Origin of the sequence: Bradyrhizobium sp. LTSP849 (genome assembly GCF_000938255.1) — a bacterium.
In the GTDB taxonomy this organism is placed as follows: Bacteria; Pseudomonadota; Alphaproteobacteria; order Rhizobiales; family Xanthobacteraceae; genus Bradyrhizobium.
Window position 1 is genome coordinate 34132 of the sequence record NZ_JYMR01000010.1, and the last position, 18099, is coordinate 52230.

Annotated in this window: 20 protein-coding genes and 1 pseudogene; 9 read left to right on the forward strand and 12 right to left on the reverse strand. The window is 63.8% G+C overall.

The window, feature by feature from the left end; all coding sequences use genetic code 11:
- Positions 1-5 precede the first annotated feature (5 nt).
- The gene (gene glyA, locus UB31_RS08115; protein ID WP_082078441.1) at positions 6-1307 is read left to right on the forward strand and encodes a serine hydroxymethyltransferase; all 1302 of its coding nucleotides are present in this window, start codon (positions 6-8) and stop codon (positions 1305-1307) included.
- 23 nt (positions 1308-1330) lie between these two features.
- A complete protein-coding gene (locus UB31_RS08120; RefSeq protein ID WP_050044741.1) occupies positions 1331-2500 on the forward strand; it encodes an aminotransferase class V-fold PLP-dependent enzyme in 1170 nt (389 codons plus the stop codon).
- 224 nt (positions 2501-2724) lie between these two features.
- Here UB31_RS08120 and UB31_RS08125 read toward each other — a convergent pair whose 3' ends face one another.
- Positions 2725-3435: a hypothetical protein gene (locus tag UB31_RS08125; RefSeq protein ID WP_045010579.1), complete on the reverse strand. Its 711-nt coding sequence runs from the start codon at positions 3433-3435 to the stop codon at positions 2725-2727.
- A gap of 222 nt (positions 3436-3657) precedes the next feature.
- Between UB31_RS08125 and UB31_RS08130 the strand changes: the two genes are divergently transcribed.
- Together UB31_RS08130 and UB31_RS08135 are read left to right on the forward strand one after the other, a co-directional pair.
- Positions 3658-3987 (forward strand): DUF6949 family protein, encoded by a 330-nt coding sequence (locus UB31_RS08130; protein WP_045008378.1) that lies wholly within the window; start codon positions 3658-3660, stop codon positions 3985-3987.
- A gap of 88 nt (positions 3988-4075) precedes the next feature.
- The gene (locus UB31_RS08135; protein ID WP_045008377.1) at positions 4076-4606 is read left to right on the forward strand and encodes a gamma carbonic anhydrase family protein; all 531 of its coding nucleotides are present in this window, start codon (positions 4076-4078) and stop codon (positions 4604-4606) included.
- Positions 4607-4608: 2 nt separating this feature from the next.
- Here the strand turns inward: UB31_RS08135 and UB31_RS42100 are convergent, their stop codons facing one another.
- The gene (locus tag UB31_RS42100; RefSeq protein WP_197090785.1) at positions 4609-4773 is read right to left on the reverse strand and encodes a hypothetical protein; all 165 of its coding nucleotides are present in this window, start codon (positions 4771-4773) and stop codon (positions 4609-4611) included.
- Positions 4770-4999, reverse strand: a pseudogene (locus UB31_RS08140) (hypothetical protein). Before UB31_RS08140 ends, UB31_RS42100 begins: the two are co-directional and overlap by 4 nt.
- A 95-nt stretch (positions 5000-5094) precedes the next feature.
- Here UB31_RS08140 and UB31_RS08145 point away from each other — a divergent pair.
- Together UB31_RS08145 and UB31_RS08150 are read left to right on the forward strand one after the other, a co-directional pair.
- Positions 5095-5412, forward strand: a complete 318-nt coding sequence (locus tag UB31_RS08145) for a hypothetical protein (RefSeq protein ID WP_050044733.1) — start codon at positions 5095-5097, stop codon at positions 5410-5412.
- 103 nt (positions 5413-5515) lie between these two features.
- Positions 5516-5884, forward strand: coding sequence for a hypothetical protein (locus UB31_RS08150; protein ID WP_045010500.1), 369 nt, complete (start codon positions 5516-5518; stop codon positions 5882-5884).
- Positions 5885-6090: 206 nt separating this feature from the next.
- On the opposite strand, the gene UB31_RS08155 is transcribed toward UB31_RS08150, so the two are convergent.
- From UB31_RS08155 to UB31_RS08180, 6 genes are all read right to left on the reverse strand, one after another.
- Positions 6091-6585 carry a hypothetical protein gene (locus UB31_RS08155; RefSeq protein ID WP_045010501.1) on the reverse strand — a complete coding sequence of 165 codons (495 nt, stop codon included), beginning with the start codon at positions 6583-6585 and terminating at the stop codon, positions 6091-6093.
- 204 nt (positions 6586-6789) lie between these two features.
- On the reverse strand, positions 6790-7521 hold the full coding sequence (locus UB31_RS08160; RefSeq protein WP_045010502.1) for an aspartate/glutamate racemase family protein: 732 nt from the start codon (positions 7519-7521) through the stop codon (positions 6790-6792).
- 21 nt (positions 7522-7542) lie between these two features.
- Positions 7543-8421 carry an ABC transporter permease gene (locus tag UB31_RS08165; protein WP_045008372.1) on the reverse strand — a complete coding sequence of 293 codons (879 nt, stop codon included), beginning with the start codon at positions 8419-8421 and terminating at the stop codon, positions 7543-7545.
- A 3-nt stretch (positions 8422-8424) separates the two neighbouring features.
- Complete coding sequence (locus tag UB31_RS08170; RefSeq protein ID WP_045008371.1) at positions 8425-9384, reverse strand: ABC transporter permease; 960 nt, start codon at positions 9382-9384, stop codon at positions 8425-8427.
- Positions 9384-10673, reverse strand: a complete 1290-nt coding sequence (locus UB31_RS08175) for an ABC transporter substrate-binding protein (RefSeq protein ID WP_045010503.1) — start codon at positions 10671-10673, stop codon at positions 9384-9386. The genes UB31_RS08170 and UB31_RS08175 overlap by 1 nt, the downstream gene beginning before the upstream one ends.
- A gap of 40 nt (positions 10674-10713) precedes the next feature.
- Complete coding sequence (locus UB31_RS08180) at positions 10714-11700, reverse strand: ABC transporter ATP-binding protein (RefSeq protein WP_045010504.1); 987 nt, start codon at positions 11698-11700, stop codon at positions 10714-10716.
- Positions 11701-11968: 268 nt separating this feature from the next.
- Here UB31_RS08180 and UB31_RS08185 point away from each other — a divergent pair, with 268 nt between their 5' ends.
- The 3 genes from UB31_RS08185 (at position 11969) to UB31_RS08195 (ending at position 15122) form a co-directional block, all read left to right on the forward strand.
- On the forward strand, positions 11969-12676 hold the full coding sequence (locus UB31_RS08185) for a GntR family transcriptional regulator (protein ID WP_045008368.1): 708 nt from the start codon (positions 11969-11971) through the stop codon (positions 12674-12676).
- Between the two features lie 516 nt (positions 12677-13192).
- A complete protein-coding gene (locus tag UB31_RS08190) occupies positions 13193-13756 on the forward strand; it encodes an HdeD family acid-resistance protein (RefSeq protein ID WP_045010505.1) in 564 nt (187 codons plus the stop codon).
- A 25-nt stretch (positions 13757-13781) separates the two neighbouring features.
- On the forward strand, positions 13782-15122 hold the full coding sequence (locus UB31_RS08195; RefSeq protein WP_045010506.1) for a metal-dependent hydrolase family protein: 1341 nt from the start codon (positions 13782-13784) through the stop codon (positions 15120-15122).
- A 144-nt stretch (positions 15123-15266) separates the two neighbouring features.
- On the opposite strand, the gene UB31_RS08200 is transcribed toward UB31_RS08195, so the two are convergent.
- The 3 genes from UB31_RS08200 to UB31_RS08210 all read right to left on the reverse strand — a co-directional run bounded on the left by UB31_RS08200 (position 15267) and on the right by UB31_RS08210 (position 18069).
- Positions 15267-15893, reverse strand: coding sequence for a transglutaminase-like cysteine peptidase (locus UB31_RS08200; RefSeq protein WP_045008365.1), 627 nt, complete (start codon positions 15891-15893; stop codon positions 15267-15269).
- A gap of 329 nt (positions 15894-16222) precedes the next feature.
- Positions 16223-16834 (reverse strand): PilZ domain-containing protein, encoded by a 612-nt coding sequence (locus tag UB31_RS08205; RefSeq protein ID WP_045008364.1) that lies wholly within the window; start codon positions 16832-16834, stop codon positions 16223-16225.
- Positions 16835-16902: 68 nt separating this feature from the next.
- Complete coding sequence (locus UB31_RS08210; RefSeq protein ID WP_045010507.1) at positions 16903-18069, reverse strand: MFS transporter; 1167 nt, start codon at positions 18067-18069, stop codon at positions 16903-16905.
- Positions 18070-18099: the final 30 nt, after the last annotated feature.

Sequence of the window (18099 nt, forward strand, 5' to 3'; positions counted from 1 at the left end):
GACCGATGTCACTTTCAGCGGGCTCTATTCCGACCCATTCAACTCATCACAGCCGGCACAACTTCTTTGAAGCCGACTCCCGGCAGCTCGGAGCGGACGTCGTCGCGCTGATCGACCAAGACCGGAAAAGGGAAATGCAGTCCCTCAACATGATCGCTTCGGCTTCCTATGCGCCGCTCGGCCTGCGACAGATCGAAGGAACCCACCTCGTCAACCGTGCGCCGATGGGTCTGCCTGGCCGTCGCAGCGTCGCAAATTCCGAAGAACTCGACGCGATCGAGAACCTCGCCATCGATCGGGCGAAGGCGATTTTCGGCGCCGAATACGTCAACGTGCAGGCGCTGTCCTCGACCATCGCCAATGTCGCTGTCCTGCGCGCGATCCTGCCGCCCGACGGCGCCCGGCTGCTGACCTTCGATGAGCTCGCCGGCGGCCATGTCAGCCACGGCGCCATGCGCCATATCACGGGCGCGAACCGCGAGGTGGTTTCATTCGGCGTGACCAGCACCGGCGCAGTCGATCTGGACCAGGCCCGCGATCTCGCGCGCAAGATGAGACCGCATGTCTTGCTTGCCGGCCCGTCTTCGTACCCGCGCGAGATCGACTTCGCCGGATTGAAGAATATCGCCGACGAGGTCGGCGCGCTTCTCTTCACCGACATTGCTCATGTTGCAGGGCTGATCGCGGCCGGCCTCCATGCCAACCCCGTTCCGTTCTCCGACGTTTCCACGACCTCGACGCAGAAGACATTGTGCGGACCGCGCAATGGCGCGTTTGTTTTCGCCAAAGAGCGCTTCGGCGCCGCCATCGACGCCGCCGTCTATCCCGGCCTGCAAGGGCCGGCGGCCTCGAACATGATCGCGGCGCGGGCCGTGCAGATGGAGATGATTACCCGCCCGGCCTTTGCGCAGCTCATGCGTGACGTCGTCGCGAATGCAAAGGCTTTCGGTGCGGGCCTGGAGGAGGGCGGCATCGAGCTCTACACCGGGGGCACGGACTCGCACATGATCATGGCTTACACCGGCGAGAGTTGGACGCAGCCGGAATTGGTCGCGGGGCTCGGTGGGTATGGTGTTATCGGCAACGCCATGCGTGCGCCGGGGCAAGCCGGCGAACCACGTACCGCGTTCCGGTTCGGCAGCGTTGCGCTGACGATCCGCGGCTTCGATATCGCCGAGGCGAGGACACTCGGTCGTGAAGTTGCGGAGATCTTACGAGCCGGCCCAAGCGCCTCCGTCGATCGCGCGCGGCTGCGCAGGCTGAAAGATCTGGCCGACGCCCACCCCATTCCGTCCTTCGTCGATTGATCCCGCACGCGGAGCCGTTCACCATGAGTCGCCACTACGACGTTGCTGCGGTCCGCAGCCAGTTTCCCGTGACCGAGCGCTTGCTCTATCTCGATTCCGCTCACCAGACGCCGCTCGCCACCAGCGTTCGCGAGGCGTTGCTCGGGTTTTATCGGGAAGGCAGTGAAATGGCGGGCCCGAAGCCGGTCTGGCTCGACCGGGTCGAGCAGGTTCGTGCCCGGGTCGCGAAGCTCCTCAATGCCGCGCCGGCCGAGATCGCCTTCACCAAGAACACGTCCGAGGGCATGAACATTGCCGCCAACGCATTGCCGCTGGCGGCGGGCGACAATGTGCTCCTGGTCGAAGGGGACCATCCCAACAACGCCTATGCCTTTCTTAATCTGCGACGCAAGGGAGTCGAGGTGCGCTTTGTGCCGATGACGGGTGAGACAGCGCGCGCCGAGATGTTCGCGCCCCACATCGATGCCCGCACGCGTGCAATCTCGCTCTCGCACGTGACCTTTCACGCGGGGCACCGTTTCGACATCGACGGCATCGGTGCGTTCTGCGCGCAGAGCGGGCTCTATTTCGTCATCGACGCGATGCAGTCGATCGGTGTCGTCCCGCTTGATACCGCGACGAGCGGAGCAAGTCTGATCGGGGCGGGCTGCCACAAGGGGCTGCTGGTGCCGCAGGGCCTCGGCATCCTCTATTGCCGGCAGGGGCTCGACGAGCTCCAGCCGGCGTATCTCGCTATGTCGAGCCTCGCTCATCCGCCCGGCGACTACATTGCGCGCGCAGACAACATGACGCCAAAGGCGGAAGCCGGGCGGTTTGAGATCGGCAACCTCAATCTGCCCGATATCCATGCGCTGGATGCTTCGCTGACGCTCATCGAAAGCGTCGGTGTATCCGCCATCGAAGCTCACCTCTATGATCTTGGCGACCACCTGATCGGGCGCATGGATGATCTCGGTATCGGTCTCGTGGGGCCGCGCGACCGCGCCGATCGCTCGCCGCACATCTACGTGCTGGATTTGCCGGCGGACGAGTGGGCCGATTATCTGGCCAGCCGGAACGTGCGCGTGTCTCCCGAGCGCGACGGCATCCGCGTTTCTTTCGGCCTTTTCAACATCGCCGAGGATGTCGACCAGTTCGCGCGGATACTTGCCGAGCGCGGCGCTTTGCCGGCCCGCGCAGGTGCGGCCGCCTGAACGTCACGACGAGTATGAGGTGGGGGAGGCAGCTGACGGGATCTTGCAATGATGCCATCTTGCCCCTGTTTTGCCCGACGGGGCAATCGGTTTTCGAAAAATACGAAAGCATCGATGATGCCGATACTTGGCTACTGTGCATGGGGTTGTTTTCGACATTTTTTATTCGGAGGCTTCAGCCCGTCCCGGCAAGCTGGTCTCGCGACGGGGCGTAGAGTCCGCACTTAGCCCCTTGGCCCGCGCAGCTGCACCGTCAGCTTGTCCATCGCTTCCGCGACGTCGCGCCACTGCGATAGCCAGCTCCGCGGAAAGCGGAAGGTGAGGTCGGCGCCGTCGACGCGGCGCTCGGACAGGCACATGCCGGGCGTCGCCGCATCGCGCGTGCACCGCGCGGCGAGCGCGGGGCTCGTCCCGGAATACAGATCCTCGTTGCCATAGGGCGTGTCAGTGCGGAACGTCCGCATCGTCAGACCGTCTTCCGGCGTCGTCGCGGCCTGGTCGAGATAGCGCGGATAGATCGTGGCTGTTCGCTGTTCGGGCGAGAGCGCATCGTGATGCGCCGCGATCGACAGGAAGATGCGGTCGATCGGCTGCATCGCCGCGTCGACGCTGTCGGCGCTGACGTGCTTCGGGGTGCCCGGCGGCTCCAGCGAGGGATAAAGGAAATCGACGTCGATGCGCTCCTGCGGCCCGGAGTGCCGCTGGATCTTCATCCGGATCGCCGATGTCGGCAGGTTGAACAGCGTGCCGCCGACGCTCACCGGCAGCTTGTCCGGGGCGTTGGCGCCGCCCGTGCTCCAGGTCGGCCACAGCAGATAGGCGACCAGCGCGATTGCGCCTGCCGCGAACACGCCGACGAGCACGAACGGGACCAGATGCGCACGGGTACGCGTCCTGGAGGAGCGAGGGGAGGAGGCTGCCGAAAACACTGTCATGACGTCGCGCAAATGAGCCGGAGGTCGGCCGGTGGCCGACGAATCAACGGCGAATATGCCATGCGGCGGCGATTTGGCGGAAGGTTCCCGGCTACCGGGAACGGGAGAGGGCCCTGCGCGGGCCGGGTGGCGCCGTTAACCTTCGCTTAAGGATAATGTAGCGTTAACCGGCACTTTTTGTCACAGGAAGGTACCGGCGTTGCGTAAGGGCGGACTGTTCCGATGACACCTGAAGCTCTCAATACTTTGTTCGCGATCTGCATCGGCTTCGCGCTCGCGGGCGCGCTCGCAAATGGATACCAGGCGATGTCGCAACGGCCTGCCGGTTTCGGGCTGTTGCAGGAGGGCGTGGCCCCGAAGACATTTGCGGCGGTGCCGTTCCTGGTGTTCGCGGCGCCCTTCATCATCATGCGCAACACGCTACGCGGGATGCGGGTGGAGAGCCGACGCTTCGAATTCGTGCTGATGGCGACCGTCATCGCCGGCTTCTGGAGCATGATGAGCGGCACCTTCTTCATGATGACGCTGCGCGCGGCCGGCGTCCTGGCCTGACGCTCATTGCAGGGCTGCCCGGTGAGGCGGCCCTTTGCCTCTTCTGCTCCGTTTCGCTATGGCTGGGTTCACCTGACAGGAGACCTCCATGGCGATCTACGAGCTCGACGGGCAGGCGCCCGACCTTCCCGCTGACGGTAATTATTTCATCGCGGAGACAGCCACAGTCATCGGCCGCGTGCGCCTGAAGCCGGGCGCCAGCGTCTGGTTCGGCGCGGTGCTGCGTGGCGACAATGAGTGGATCGAGATCGGCGAGGGCGCCAACGTCCAGGACGGCTCGACCTGCCATACCGATCTCGGCTTTCCGCTCGTGATCGGGAAGAACTGCACGGTCGGCCACAACGTCATCCTGCACGGCTGCACCATCGAGGAAGGCGCACTCGTCGGCATGGGCTCGATCGTGATGAACGGCGCGAAGATCGGCCGTAACAGCATCGTCGGCGCCGGTTCCGTCATCACCGAGGGCAAGGAGTTTCCCGAACGCTCCCTGATCATCGGCTCGCCCGCGCGCGTGATCCGCGCGCTTGACGACGCCCAGGTGCAGAAGATGGGGAGTGCGGCGAGGTTCTATGTCGCCAACGGCCCGCGCTTCAAGAAGGGCCTGAAGCGGATCGGGTGAGCTCAGCTCCCCTCGGACTCGCGCGCTTCGATTGTGCCCGCGACCTTCTCGTGACCGGCCGCCCACAGCGCGTGCTCGGCGCTGCCATCCAGATGCGGATTGCCCTCTGCGGGAATGTTTTCGCGCGCGGCGCGTTCGCCCTCTGCAAAGGGATCGCGGTCGGTCATCGTGATTTCGCCTTTCGGGTTTTGGGGCGCGCTGTTGCTTTGTTCGCCGCGCCGTCGACTCTCGCGCTCTTGCGCAAGGCGTCTCTGAGGTCGATGGGAATGCCGTGCTTCTTCAGGAGGTCGGCGAAGGCTTCATCCGCGAGCTCTTGAAACGTTGCCATCCGGTCGCGCCCAGTTGCTTCAGCTTATCGAACGTATCCTCGTCGAACGCGATCAGTTTGCGCATGATCGTGGCTACCTCCTTGTTTCAAGCTGATGTGACGGGATTTGTTCCGGAACCTGTCTTTGCCGCAGCCGTTGATGGGGCAAGGAGAATTTCCGATGACCAAATCGTCCGCAACTGCCTCGATCAAGACCTTGACCGTGGTCTTCGCTCTCGCCGCGACGCCGGCCATTTCATTCGCGCAGACGACTGGCGGCTCGACCGGCTCGACCGGATCAACCGGCGGCGTTGCCAATGCGCCGGCGCCAGCGCCTGGTACCAACAGCCTGGGCACCGCCCAATCGTCCGGCGCGAATACCGCGCCCGGTGTCACCACCGGCGCCGCCTCGGGCACGAACCCCGACGCCGATGCCACCGTCAATGCCGAAAACCACCTGCTCGACAAGAAGATGAAGAGCATCTGCCGCGGCTGCTGACGCTCGCGCGGAAGTGAGCCAGCACGCCTGTCATGAATGCCTGAATGACACTAGGTTGCCCTCGCATTGAAGTGTGGAGCGTTTCCACGCGGAGGGTCGAGTGATGTTACGCAAGACGATCATGGCGGCACTGGCCGTCGCGGCAGTTGGTCTCGCAGCGCCCCAGGCGGCGCAGGCGCGGGGCGGTTTCGGCGGAGGCGGCCATATGGGCGGCGGCCATTGGGGCGGCGGTGGCGGTTGGGGCCATGGCTGGCACGGCGGCGGCTTCTGGCCTGGCATCGCAATCGGCGCCGGCATCGCGGGCGCAGGCTATTACGGCGCCTATGGTTACGGCTACCCGTACTATGGCGACCCCTATTACTACGGCGCCGGCTATGACGATGGCGGCTATGGCGCCCAGTGCTACCTCGTGCGGAAGCGCGTGATGACGCAGTGGGGCTGGCGCATCCGCCGTGCTCAGGTCTGTGAGTAAAGGGGTCTGCGAGTAGCTTTGAAGCCCAGCTGGACCCATCAAAAAACAAGGCCGTTGACGCAATATACCGTCAACGACCTTGCCAGCCCCGGACATTGAAATCGGCTCACGCCATCCGGTACCGGCGAGCATCGCGCGGAATCATACGGACGAGTGTGATCCAGTTCACAAGTGGCGAAAATAAAAGGCGGAGGCGCCGCCGCCGATCAGCCGCGCGATTTGCCGCGTTTGCGCACGCTGGCATGGTGGCGCGCCGGTTTCCTCCGGGTAACCGACGGCGCATCGGCCTCGGTGGCCCGGACGCTGGCAAAGGACTGCCGCAGCCCGTCGATGGATTCGTTCAGGGTCGCGACCTGCTCCGACAGGCGCTTGGTGTCGGCCTGCTGAGACGCGAGCAGCCGCTTCATCGTCTGAAGCTGGTCCTGCACGACCTGGAGCTGGTCGATCGATTCCTGCTGGGTCGCCTCTATTCCCTTGGTCTTTTCGACGAGTTGCTCGGATGCCTGCGCCGTGCGGGCCTGGAGTTGCCGTGACGCGACCACCCGGTCGGTCTCTGGTGCGGCGCCGGTATAGGCGCGCCAGATCGCGATCGAGGTCACGCCAGCTATCAGGAGCAGAAGGGCCGCGGCGGTCAGCGCGATCGGCTGAGCGCCAAGACGAAGGAGGGGATTGGACGGTGCGTCCTCGGCGAGATCGATCATCGCTGACAAAACCCAAATTGAAACTTGGTGAGTGGCGAAGACCGGCAGCCCAAGAACGCAGAACAAGAACGCAGAACAAGGCGGCCGGGACGTCCCGAAAGTGTTACCCTTCAGCAACAATTGGGACAAAAAAGAGGCTGCGGGCGAAAAAACAGTAATCGGCCGGCCTTTGGCCCTCTGAACGCCCCAAGCCGGGGGACGGAATCAGGGCTGAAACGGCGAAAATGGGCCGGAATAGGTTTTTGAACGCGGCGCGGCATATGGGCCGAGCCGCGACGTCGTCAGCCCGAGTCGGACCAGCCCCTCAGCCAGCGTCACCGCGGCGGCCACGCCATCGACCACGGGCAGGCCATGCTTGTCGGCCAGCTCCGCCGCGAGATCCGCCATGCCGGCGCAGCCGAGCACGATGGCCTCGGCGCGATCATCACGGATCGCGGCCGTGATCTCGGTGGAGATTTTCGCGAGCGCCTCGGCGTTGCGCTCCTCGAGCGCAAGCACGGGGACCTCGGCAGCGCGGACGCGGGCGCAGCGCTCGGCGAGGCCGTACTTCTTCAGATTATGTTCGATCGGCACGATCGAGACACCGAGCGTCGTCACCACGGCGAAGCGCGCCGCGATCAGGCTCGCGATGTGGAAGCCGGCTTCCCCAATGCCGATCACCGGCGCCTTGGCGGCCGCGCGTGCGGCATCGAGGCCGGTGTCGTCGAAGCAGGCGATGATGTGGGCGTCCGCGCCGTCGCGGTCGGCGTCGCGGATGCAGCCGAGCATGCCGGGGACGGCGAAGGCCTCGTCGTAAAAGCCCTCGATCGAGACCGGGCCCATCGTTGGCTGGCGCGCATCGATCACGGTGTCGGGCAGCGCGATCGCGCGCGCCGCAGCGGCGATCTTCGCCGTCATCGACGCCGTAGTGTTGGGATTGACGACGTGAAGTCGCATCGCGATCAGACAGGCCCCTTGTCAGACAAGCCCTTTGCCGGCGTCCGAGCCCTTGGCCGCCTGCCGCTTGTTGAGCATGTGGATGGTGCCGAGTGCAAGCGTGATCACCGCGAAGGAGACTGCGGAGATGATGGTGCCGAGCGCATAGATGTCCGGGTTCGTCACCGTGGTGGTGAGGCCCTGGAGATCGAGCGGCAATGTATTCACCGCCCCGATGGCCTGGCTGGAGCGCGCGAGCTCGTCCCAGGACAGCGTGAAGCCGAACAGTCCAATACCGATCACCGAAGGCAAGATGATCGGCAGCACGACATGGCGGAAGGCCTGCCACGGCGTCGCTCCGAGATCGCGCGCGGCTTCCTCGAGCCTCGGATCAAAGCGGTTGAAGATCGCGAACATGATGAGCAGGCCGAACGGCAGCGTCCAGGTCAGATGCGCGCCGAGGCCGGAGGTGAGCAGACCCATCGAGGTCTCGAAGTTCTCGTTCCAATGCGCCTTGATCAGATCGTCGATGATGCGGAATTCAAGCGAGATCCCGAGCGAGGTGATGATCGAGGGCACGATGAGGCTCGCGATCGCCGAGTAGAACAAAATGCTCTGCGCCTTGAACTTCCTGCGGAAGGCCATGCCGGCGGCGACCGACAGCACGACGGTGACAGCCATCACGATGATGCCAAGCAGCAGCGAGCGGCGGAAGGCCGCGCCGAGATCGACGATGCCGGTGCCCTGGAATAACTTTTGGAGCCAGAAGGTCGACACGCCATTCATCGGGAAGGTGAGGCCGCCTTGCGGTCCCTGGAACGACAGCACGTAGATTGCGATCATCGGTCCGTAGAGAAACAGTACATAGGCCGCGAAGAAGATCGCGAGAACATAGAAGCTGCGCGGACGTCCTTCCGTCATCGCCTACAGCTCCTTCTTGATGTCGACGATGCGGGACATCATGGTGATGATCAGGAAGGTGATGATAAGCAGGATCACGGCATTCGCGGCCGCGGCCGGGAATTGCAGCGCGTTCACCCGTGTCTCGATGATCTTGCCGGCAGAGGCGATCTGCTGGCCACCCATCACGCCGATGGTGATGAAGTCGCCCATCACGATGGTGATGACGAAAATCGAGCCGATCACGATGCCGGGTTTGGCCAGGGGAATGATGACGTTGACGAGCGTCTGGAAGCCGGTTGCGCCGGCGTCGTAGGCCGCCTCGATCAGCGACTTGTCGATGCGCACCATCGAATTGAAGATCGGCACCACCATGAAGAAGGTGAAAAGGTGCACCAGCGCCAGCACCACGGAGAATTCGGAGAACAGCAGCCATTCCAGCGGCTGGTTGATCAGCCCGCTCTTGACCAGGCCGGAGTTCACCAGGCCGTTGCGGCCGAGCAGCGGGATCCAGGCGATCATGCGGATCACGTTGGAGGTCCAGAACGGGATCGTGCAGAGCAGCGACAACCCCATCTGCCAGGTCTTGGACTTGACGTGGAAGGCGAGGAAGTAGGCGACCCAGAAGCCGATGAAAAGCGTGATCGCCCACACCATCACGCAGAGCTTCAGCGTCTTCACATAGGTTCGCCCGATCGTACAGAGATCAGGCAGCTGCGCGATGCAGCCTTCGAACGTGTCGGTGTAGCCGCGGCCCGAGAAGGCCGGCAGCAACTGGTATTCGTTATAGTCCCAGAACGAGACGATGACGACGAACACCAGCGGGATCAGGAAGAAGGCGAGAAACACCAGCATCATCGGCCCGGCCTGGAGCCAGGAGATGAAGGATGGCGACAGGCGCGCCGCTTTCGCGGCGCGCGTCGTGTCGGGTCCCCGGACCAGGTCCGGGGATGACTGTTGCAGGATGTCTTCCGACGTATCCATCACGCAGCGATGAACTCGTTCCACTTGCGGACCATGTAGTCGTTCTCGTCCATCACGGCATTCCAGCACGCAACGCCGCCCATGCGGTCCTCGTAGGAGCCGCCGTCACGCACCGCGCCGGCCTTCTCCAGCAGCGAGCCGTCGGGCGCCTTGATGTCCTTCTCGGCCGGCTTGCCTTCCATCCAGTAGGCCCACTCGTAGGGCTCCATGTTCGCCTTCGCGGTCGAGAGCACAGCCGAGTAGTAGCCCTGGCGGTTGAGATAGGCGCCGGCATAGCCGGACAGGAACCAGTTGACGAACTCGTAGGCCCAGTCGAGCTTCGCACCCGACACGCCCTTGGAGACGCAGAAGCCCGAGGCCCAGGAGCGGTAGCCTTCCTTCAGCGGCTGGAAGGTGCAGGCAATCCCCATCGAGCGGACCTTCGTCACGGCAGGCGACCACATCGACTGGATGACGGTCTCGCCCGAGGCCATCAGATTGACGCTCTCGTTGAAGTCTTTCCAGAACGCGCGGAATTGGCCGGCCTTCTTCGCTTCGGTCATCACCTTCATGGTGAGATCGATCTCTTCCTTGGTCATGTTGCCCTTGTCGGCATATTTGTACTTGCCGGTGGCTTCCACGACCATCGCGGCGTCCATGATGCCGATCGAGGGGATGTTGAGGATCGAGGCCTTGCCCTTGAACTCGGGGTTGAGCAACTCGGCCCAGGAGCTGATCGGGCGCTTGATGATGTCGGGACGGATGCCGAGCGTGTCGGCGTTGTAGACGGTCGGGATCAGCGTGACGAACTCGGTCGCCGTCTTGGAGAAGGTCTTGGAGTCCTTGCCTTCGAGATAGAGCACCTTCCAGGGCGCGGTGCCCTGATTGCCGATCTTCTTGCCGCCGGGCGTCTCGCCCTTGGTGAAGACCGGCGTGATGTTGTCGAATTCCTTGATCTTCTTGGAGTCGAGGGCAAGGATGTTGCCCGATGGCACCAGCTTCTTCAGCGAGAAATATTCGGTGTCCAGCACGTCGAAGGAATTCGGCTGGGTCATCACGCGCTTGGTGACGTCGTCGGTGGTCGCGGTGATGTATTCGATCTTGATGCCGGTGTCCTTGAGGCATTGCTTCGAGATGTCGTCGCCCTCGTTCACGGCGGTGCCGAGATAGCGCAGCACTTTCGGCTCGGCCGACATCACATAGGGAAAGCCGGTGATGGCGCCGGAGCCAGCGGCGAGGCCGGCGAGACCTGCGGTGCTCTTCAATAGCGTGCGGCGGCTGACACCTGTCTTTTTGGTCGTCTCGGTCATATCAGTCACTCCTCTGTTGCGCATTTTCTAAGTGAAATCGTTATTGCAGGCGTTGCGCCTTGGCGGGATCCCAGGTGGCCAGCACGCGATCGCCCGGACGGAACGGGTGAACGTCGAAGGCGGCCTCGGAAACGTGTGAGAACAGGGCGGTGCCGTCGTCCAGCGTGAGCGAGACGGCGACATAGGAGCCCTGGTACTCGGTCTGGGTCAGCAGCGCCGGCGCGCCGAACACGCCGTCAGTGAACGGCACGATGCCGAGCTGATCGGCGCGCACGGCGATGAGTTTGCCAGCGTCGCTGAGGACGTTGTGGCCGCCGATGAAGCGGGCCACGAATTCGGTGCGGGGATGGTGGAAGATATCGCGGGCGGAGCCCTGCTGCTCGATCTTGCCGTGATTCATCACCACGATGTGGTCGGCGAGCGCCATCGCTTCTTCCTGGCCATGGGTGACCTGGATGAAGCTGATGCCGAGCTCGCGCTGGAGCCGCTTCAGTTCGCCCCGCATCCTCACCCGCAGGAACGGATCGAGCGCGGACAGCGGCTCGTCGAGCAGCAGGATCTGCGGCTCGGTGATCAGCGCACGGGCGAGCGCGACGCGCTGCTGCTGGCCGCCGGAGAGCTGCGCCGGGAGCCGAGCCGCGTACGGGGTCATGGCCACCAGCTCAAGCAATTCGTTGGCACGCTTGTGCCGCGTGGCGCGGTCGATGCCGCGCATTTTCAGGGCAAATGCGACGTTGTCGAGCACGGTCAGGTGCGGAAACAGCGCGTAGGACTGGAACATCATTGCCGTGCCGCGCTTGGCGGGCTCGAGGTCGGTGACGTTCTGCGGCCCCAGAATGATGTCGCCCTCGCTGACCGCCTCGTGGCCCGCAACCATGCGCAAAGTCGAGGTTTTGCCGCAGCCGGATGGGCCGAGCAGGCAGCAATAGGTGCCGGCCGGGATCTTCAGGTTGACGTTGTCGACGGCGAGCGTCGTGTCGTAGCGCTTGGTGACGGCGACCAGTTCGAGGGCGGCGGGAGTGGCCATGGCTTGTCCGAAAGGAGGGCGATGCTCCGGCTTTCTCTGCGAGGTCCGTGCCAACAGCCCCGGGATTGCCGAATTCCAAAACTGTGCAGCGGAGTCAGGCCGTTAGATCGAATTCGGCGCAACCACGCGGCGCGCCGGGCGGGCAGAAATGTGCACACAAAATGGGCGAAGATTGTATAAAGTTTCGCCTGTAATTGGATACAGCTCGTCGACTAACATTCAAGGCCGAACTTCGCCGATCGAGCCCTCAAACCCAACCCTTGAACTGATGGCCGCCAAAACCCGCCAAAAGTCCGATGCGCCAGACGTGAGCGATCGCGTCAGCCGGATCAGGGAAGGCGTGACCGCGGCGATCCTCGAGCATCGCCTGCTGCCGGGCACGAAACTTGGCGAAGACGAGATCGGCGAGATCTATGGCGCCAGCCGCACCCTGGTCCGCACCGCGCTGCAACAGCTTGCGCATGAGGGTATCGTCAACATCGAGAAGAACCGCGGTGCCTTCGTGGCGCGTCCCACACCTGCGGACGCCCGCGAAGTGTTCGAGGCGCGGCGGCTGATCGAGCCCACCATCGTCGACCACGCCTGTGCAGCGGTCTCGCCGGCCTGGATCAATCGCCTCCAGGGGCATCTCGCTGAAGAGCGCGAGGCGGAGCTGCGCGGCGACGCGCGTGCCTCGGTCAGGCTCTCCGGCGAATTTCACCGGCTGATTGCCGAGATGAGTGGCCACAGCATCTATCTCGGCTTCCTGAAAGAGCTGATCGCGCGCTCCTCGCTGATCATCCTGCTCTATCGCCGTCATGACACGCCGGCCTGCGGTACCGATCATCACGCCGAGATCGTCACCGCGATCCGCAAGCGTGACAAGGCCGTCGCACGCGCGCAGATGCTGTCGCATCTTCGCGAGATCGAGGCCGAGCTGTTCTTGAAGGACCCCGCCGCCGACGAGCTGCGGCTCGCGGACGTTCTGGGCGCGTAAGCGAATCACGATATCGCGGCCTGTTTTCCATGAGAGCGGCAATCTTGCGTTGATCGGGGGTCGAACGCGATGTCCGTCTTTTGATGAGAGTTCGATGCAAGTGAGACAGCCGCACTGACGCATCTTTCAGGAAATTTCGTTCCACCGACACGTGCCCATGTATCTCTCATTCAGTCGTATGGCTGAATTGCAGAAGCGCCCTGTAGTTGCAAATTGACTCGCGTCGGGCGTCGGCATCAACTTACCCTCGCGCATTGAGTTCTGGAACGGAGCCGACACCGGGCGAAGCCGTTCTGTGGAGTGGTGCAATGGCGTCGCGTTCGGTCGTCGATGAGCGGAAGCCGGCGTATGTTTTGACCGGCCATTTGCCAGGCTCCGAAGTGGTGCAGGCGCTTGCGGACGACGCGCAGCGACGATTCAAATCAAATCGCGATGGAGAAAATTCGCGGCATCCGGCGCTTGCACGGTGGCCGCCGCCATTGCGGCTGGCGTTGGCATTAACCGAGGGAGGATGTCATGACGACTTACGACCATAGCGCGCCGATGGGCGCAACCGGGCTGCCGCAACCGCCCCGCTGGGTTTGTGTGCTGTTGGGTCTCTTCATGGTGTTCACGGGACTGATGGTGCTGGGCGACGTTGCGTTCTTCACCGTGGTCAGCGCGCTGTTCATCGGCTGGATGGCGATCGCCGCTGGCGCCTTCGAGATCTTCCACGCGTTCTGGACCAAGGGCTGGGGCGGCTTCGTCTGGCAGGTGGTGCTCGGCATTCTCTATATCGCCTTCGGCATCATTCTCATCAGCCAGCCGCTGACCGGCGCGCTGCTGCTCACCTATGTGCTCGGCCTCGCGCTCCTCGTCTCCGGTGTCGTCCGCATGCTGATCGGCATCGGCCGCTGGCAGCAGGGCGGTGGGATCATGCTGGCCTCCGGCCTGTTTGGCGTGCTTGCGGGTCTCATCATCCTCACGGGCTTTCCGACGACCGGGCTCTGGGTGTTGGGAATGCTGCTTGGCATCGACCTGTTGTCCCAAGGCATCGGCTGGCTGACGTTTGCGTGGCGGCCCGTGGCCGCAACCACGTAACAGCGTATTGGCGCGGAGACTGAATATGTTGGGATTGAAGGTGCGGGCCGGACTCGCAGTGCTGCTTGCAGTGCTTCTCTGCAGCGCGCTGCCTGCGCCGGCCCAACAGGACTCTGCCATCCTGTTCCGCAACGTCAAAATCTTCGACGGAAAGAACGGCGCGCTCTCGGCCGCGTCGAATGTCCTCGTCAGGAATGGGAAGATCGAGAAGATCTCGACCGCGGATATCGCGGCCGCCGGCCAAGTGATCGACGGCGGCGGCCGCGTGCTGATGCCGGGGCTGATCGACGCGCATTGGCATGCGATGCTGGTGCGCCCGACGCCGATGGCCGCAATGGCAGGCGATATCGGCTACAACAATCTGCTCGCCGCCAGCGAAGCGACCGCGACGCTGATGCGCGGCTTTACCACCATACGCGACATGGGTGGGCCGAGTTTCGGCCTCAAGCAGGCCATCGACGAGGACCTCGTCGTCGGTCCGCGCATCTATCCGTCCGGCGCCATCATCACCATCACCAGTGGTCACGGCGACTTCCGCCAACTCTCCGACCTGCCGCGAACCATCGGCGGCATGCTCAGCCGGATGGAGCGGATCGGCGGCAGCATGGTTGCCGACAGTCCCGACGAGGTGCGCGTGCGCGCCCGCGAGCAGCTGATGCAGGGTGCTTCCCAGGTGAAGCTCACCGCGGGCGGCGGCGTGGCCTCGCCGTTCAGTCCATTGGACGTCTCGACCTTCACCGAGCCCGAGCTGCGCGCCGCCGTCGAGGCCGCCGACAATTGGGGCACTTATGTTGCCACGCACGCCTATACGCCGGTCGCGATCCAGCGCTCGATCGCCGCCGGCGTAAGATGTATCGAGCATGGCCATCTCATGGACGAGGCGAGCGCAAAGCTGATGGCGGAGAAGGGGATCTGGCTGAGCACGCAGCCGTTCCTGGATATGTCCATGGGTGCCGGGCTCGGGCCGGCGGAGCAGGACAAGCTGCGGCAGGTGGTCGCCGGCACCGATCGTGTCTATGCGCTGGCCAAGAAGTATCACCTCAAGACTGCGTTCGGCACCGATGTCCTGTTCTCGCAGGCGCTGGCGGAGAAGCAAGGCTCAATGCTGGCCGCGCTGACGCGCTGGTACACGCCGGCCGAAGCGCTGGCCATGGCGACGTCGACCAATGCCGAACTCCTGAGCCTGTCGGGCCTGCGCAATCCCTATCCCGGCAAGCTCGGCGTGGTCGAGGAGGGCGCGCTCGCCGATCTCTTGCTGGTCGACGGCAATCCGCTCGACAAAATCGCCCTCGTCGAAGATCCCGCGAAGAATTTTGTGGTGATCATGAAGAGCGGCAAGGTCTACAAGAATATCCTAGCGCGCTGACGAAGGCAGGCGTCGATCATGTCTCAAAAAAAGTTGCGGCCAGCCATTGGGGGATGGCTGGCCGCGCGCGAACCGGTCTGGGACGGGGAGGGGTGGGGATGTGACCGGGTCGCGTAACTCGTTGTCTCGTTCCTACGGATCGAACTACTGATCTCTTGCGCTGGCGGTGGAGACCGCCGGCTTGGTATCTCCGAGCGAGACCCAGACATTGGGATCGCTCTGCGACTGGCGCTTGACGAAGCGGTAGCCGGTTTCCGTCCAGGCAATGACGTTCTCGTTCTGATTGTCGAGAACGTACTCGCCCTTGTCGGTCTTCACCGTCAGCACCGCGTGTCCTTCGCCCTTCTTGTCGCGCACGACGGTGATGAGCAGGGCCTCGCGCGGCCATCCGGCATCGATCAGCATCTTGCGCTTCAACAACACGTAGTCTTCACAGTCGCCGTAACCATCGGTCGGCAGCGACCACTTCTCGATCACGCCCCAGTGCTCCTGGTCGGTCAAAGGCTTGATGGTCTCGTTGACCCAGCGATTGACCTTGGTCAGGTCGCGCCACGCGGTCTGCGACATCACGATGTCGCGCGGCTGCGTCGGCCCGCCCTGACACTGAGCGGTATTCTCCGAACAGAACTCGACCCAGCCGATCGGCGCACGCGTGGTGTCGCCGAGGCTCGCGTAGAGCAGTCGGCTTTCGCCGGCCTGCGCTGTCGCGCCGATCCCGAAGAGCATGGCGGCAAGCGCCAAACCCTTCCCCTGTCCCCTGAAGTCCAACATTGCGGCCCCCGTTTCTTGTTGGGACCACATTGCGCATGGAGCTTTTGCGTTGCCGCTAAGTCAGTCAAGTCAAGTCGAGACGAATACAAGTAAAACGAGCGGCGAATTCGATCTATACTTGAATATTATTCGAATAAAATTTGATATGACTGCAATTGATTCAAATTGTAAGGATTAACGCGGGAACACTGGCGGAACTGCTGTTTCGCATGCGAACAGGCCGCGCGTTAACCCGCGCGAGGCCCGTGACGACGCACGAAAAAGGCGGCGTCCGCATCGCGGAGGCCGCCTTGAGGCTAAAAAAACGGGGGTTTTGGCGTCGTCGCGCTTTACCGCGCGGTAACGCTCTCTTCGAGAGTCTCGATCGGCTGCGAGTGCAGGAACTCGAGCGCGAAGCCGTCTTCGAGATTTCGGACCACGCGACCCTGGACCCGGCCGAGCAAAACCGTTGATTTCAGCGGCGGCCGGTTCTCTGCGGCAATCGCCGCGCCGGACAGCGAGAGGTCGATGATGCGGCAGGTCATCTTGGTGCCGTCCTCACACGTCAGCACCGCGATCGGGTTGCGCGGCACGATACGGTCGTGGCGGCGGTCCTCCGGCAGGTTGAGAATGTCGCGGTTGGCGAGCCAGGTCAGCTGTGCCGCGAGCTTGTCCCGCTTGCGGGGCGTCGCCCCGACCGTCATGGCGAAGCCGTTGTCGATGATGCGGGTGATCTTGCCCTCGACCCGGCCGATATGGTCGAGATAGGCGACCACGCGGTCGCCGACATTGCCGATACCCGGCGCCAGCAGCGCAAGCCCGCCGGGCGACATGTTGATCACCTGGCAGGGGAATTCACGGCGGTCCGGCAGCATGTAGCGGCCGAGCAGGTGAACTTTCACCCGCTGGAAACGCCGACGTTCCTCGGCGGCCGGAAGAAATTTTTTGTTCGCCAACGCCATTTTCACAACCCGACCCCCCGCCTGGCGGAGTCCGAGACGACCCTAAGGTGCATAGGGTTAATGCCGCGTTATGATTTGGCGCGGCGATCACGGACAGACACAATCCGTTCAAAAAGCCACATCAGCGGCGGGCAGGCGAGCACGGCCAGCGCGCCGAGGTCGAGCGCGACCCCGGCAGTCCCGGCCGATTTGGCGAGCCTTCCTGCCACCGCCGGTCCCAGCATCATCGCGGCATAGAAGAGAGTGTAGAACACGCCCATGCCGATCGCCCTGGTCTCGGGCGCGAGCACCCGGGCGGGCAGGCTCACGATCGGTCCGGCCGGATGGCCGCTGATCAGGCCGATCAGGACGATGATCGCGATCACCGCGTCGGACCGGGGCAGCCAGGCCAGCAGCACAGCAACCACGAGACACGCCGTGACCGCCAGCGTCATCGGCCGCCCGGTCCGATCGGCGATAAAACCGCCGGCCGGGACCGAGATCACCGACAGCCACAGCACGAGGCTGATCGCAGAGCCTGCCGCCGCAATGCTCCAGCCTCGCTCGACCAGCAGCGAGGGGCCGAATGAGAAGATCATGGCGAAGCCGACATTAAAGAGGCCCCAGATCGCGCCGGCGACGATCACCGCCAGCAGCGCCAGCGGATCGAGCCGCGCCGAGGTGGCCGCTGTCGCGCCTGTCGTCGGCGGCGGCTGATAGAACGCGATCAGCACGATCCCGGCTGCGGTCAGCGCGCCGGCCGCCAGGAAGACGGCACCGGCACCATGCGCGATACCGATGGCCGGCAGTATCAGCAGCGAGATCGCGACGCCGGCCGGCCAGGAATTGACGAAGATCGCCATGGCGGTGGCGATTTCCTTGCCGGCAAACCAGTCGGTGCCCATCTTGGTGAGCTGCACCGTCAGCAACACGCCGCCGGCGCCGGAGGCGAGCCGGCCCGCCATCTGCCAGCCCCAGGCTTCAGCCAACGCCATCACGAGGCTGCCCGCTGTCATCAACAGCAGCGCCGCGATCGTCGTTGGCTTGTCGCCAAACCTTCGTCCGATCGCGCCGCCCGGCAGCGCCAGCACCACGCCAGGGGTGAAATAGAGCCCGATCAGGATGCCGATATCGGCGAGCCCAACGCCGAACGTCTTCTCGAGCAGCGGCGCGACCGCGGCCACGCTCTGGAACTGGAACGCAATGGTGAGGCGCACAAAGAACAGGATCGCAAGAATGCCCCAGCGATTGCGCAACGCCTCATCTCCCCAGCCGTTGTGACAAAC